The sequence below is a fragment of the Nocardia nova NBRC 15556 genome, from assembly GCF_001613005.1.
Lineage (GTDB): Bacteria > Actinomycetota > Actinomycetes > Mycobacteriales > Mycobacteriaceae > Nocardia > Nocardia nova.
Genome location: NZ_BDBN01000137.1, coordinates 1 through 2,068, shown reverse-complemented (window position 1 = coordinate 2,068; position 2,068 = coordinate 1). Strand labels below are relative to the sequence as shown.

At 69.1% G+C, this 2,068-nt stretch carries 2 protein-coding genes and 1 pseudogene; 2 read left to right on the top strand and 1 reads right to left on the bottom strand.

What is annotated here, in order from left to right:
• Positions 1–440, top strand: a pseudogene (locus tag NN2_RS37980) (hypothetical protein); the annotation flags it as partial.
• A gap of 1 nt (position 441) precedes the next feature.
• Here the strand turns inward: NN2_RS37980 and NN2_RS33950 are convergent.
• Entirely contained in the window at positions 442–888 is a 447-nt protein-coding gene (locus NN2_RS33950) for a hypothetical protein (RefSeq protein ID WP_063019217.1), read from the bottom strand.
• A gap of 147 nt (positions 889–1,035) precedes the next feature.
• Here NN2_RS33950 and dapA point away from each other — a divergent pair, with 147 nt between their 5' ends.
• Positions 1,036–1,944: a 4-hydroxy-tetrahydrodipicolinate synthase gene (dapA, locus tag NN2_RS33945; RefSeq protein WP_063019211.1), complete on the top strand. Its 909-nt coding sequence runs from the start codon at positions 1,036–1,038 to the stop codon at positions 1,942–1,944.
• Positions 1,945–2,068: the final 124 nt, after the last annotated feature.

The window sequence follows — 2,068 nt, the reverse complement described above, 5'->3', positions numbered from 1 at the left end:
CCGCCGACGGCGAACGCACGCGGCAGCTCGAGCGCCTGGACCGGGTGGCCCGCCCGATCCTGGAACGCATCGCCGACGGCGCGGTCCTCACCGTCGGTGAACGGGAACAGTGCCGGCTCCTGGAGGCGGAACTGCGCGACGGACTGCGCGCCCCGCAGTTGATGACCGAGGAACTCAGCGGCGCCGCGCGGGGTGCGCGCGCACGCGGGGTGGAGGTCGTCCTGCTCGACGACGGTGGTTTCGCCGATGCGCCGAAGTGGTTGCGCGAACGCGTCATCGACGTCGCCACACGGGAATTGGACGCGGCCAACGCCGGTTCGGTGACGGTGCGCATCCTGCCGCCAGGTCGGCGGGTGCTGTCGACGGTGCTCGCGCAGGCGCCCGACCACGACCGCCGCACCGAGATCGGCCCCACCGGCACCGTGACGGTGATGGACTGACTCAGCTGTCGCAGCGCCCGGGGCCGCCCTTGCGCATCTGATCGCGCAGGGCGCCCTGTACCGCGCCGGAGAGCCAGGAATTCAGCGATTGACCGCTCTGGGTCGCGGCCTCCTCGGCGCGGGCCTTCAGATTCTCGACCATGCGCAGGGTGACCCGGCTGATGTCGCCGGTCATCTCCTCGAAGGTCGGGTGCGACTCCTCGCTCGCGGTGCGGCGTACCTCGACCTGCGCGTCGGTACCCGACAGCGAGACGTGCACCGTGCGATCGTCGAGGGTCGCGTTGACCTCCTCGGCCAGGTCCGAGAGCGCGGCCAGCAGCGTCAGCCGCAGCGAATTCTCCGTGGCGGCGGCCAGGGCCGCGGCGGTCGCCTGGGTCTTCTCGTCGCCCAGGGCGGCCGCCGCGATGAGGTCGTCGCGCAGGCGGGCGGTGTACTTGTTCAGATCCATGACATCAGTATGACGTCATTTGTGACATCACGCCACCGCCAGGATATCGTCACGGTTGCTGTCATTGCTGGAATGTGACCGGAATGTCTGCCGATATCACGGGCGACGGTTCGGTGTCGTCTCCGCGACCGGGTAGCCTTTCTGACCATGACGAACGGTGAATCGACGCGAAGAGAGCTGCGCGCGTCCGGCACGGTCGGTGTCGCGATGGTGACCCCCTTTACCGCCGAGGGCAAGCTCGATGTCGATTCCGGCGTCGCCTTGGCCGCACGCCTGGTCGACCGCGGTGTCGACCTGCTCGCCATCTCCGGCACCACCGGGGAATCGCCGACCACCACCGAATCGGAGAAGTTCGACCTGCTGCACGCCGTCGTCGACGCCGTGGGCGACCGCGCCACCGTCATCGCGGGCGCCGGCACCTACGACACCGCGCACAGTATCGAGCTCGCTCGCAACGCCGAGCGTGCGGGTGCGCACGGTTTGCTGGTGGTGACGCCGTACTACTCGCGTCCGTCACAGGAAGGCCTGCTGGCGCATTTCACCGCCGTCGCCGATGCCACCGATCTGCCGGTGACGCTCTACGACATTCCGCCGCGGTCGATCGTGCCGATCGCCCCGGATACGCTGCGTCGCCTGGCCGAACATCCGAATATCGTCGCGGTGAAGGACGCCAAGGGCGACCTGGGCGCGGGGGCGGAACTGATCGCCGACACCGGACTGGCCTACTACTCCGGTGACGATGTGCTCAACCTGCCGTGGTTGTCGGTCGGCGCGGTCGGATTCATCAGCGTGATCGGGCATTTGGTGCCGGAGCGGCTGGTGCAGCTGCGCGACGCGTACGCGGCCGGTGAGGTGACGCTGGCCCGTGACATCAACGCCAGTCTGTTGCCCGTCAACCGCGCGATGGCCCGCGTCGGCGGCGTGGCCCTGATCAAATCCTCGCTGCGACTGCTCGGAATGGAAGTCGGCGAGCCGAGGCTGCCGCAGCTGATGCCCGTGGGTGTGAACTTGGAATCGATCGTCGCCGAACTGCGGCTGGCGGGAGTGCTTGCATGAGTGAACCGGTGAACCGTCGTCCGCGCCGGACCGCGAGCCGAGCGGCGGGAGCGCCGGCTCCGGCGCCGCCGCCCGCGCCGCGCAAGGAACCCGAAGCGCCTGCGGTGCAAGAGGTTTCAGCGCC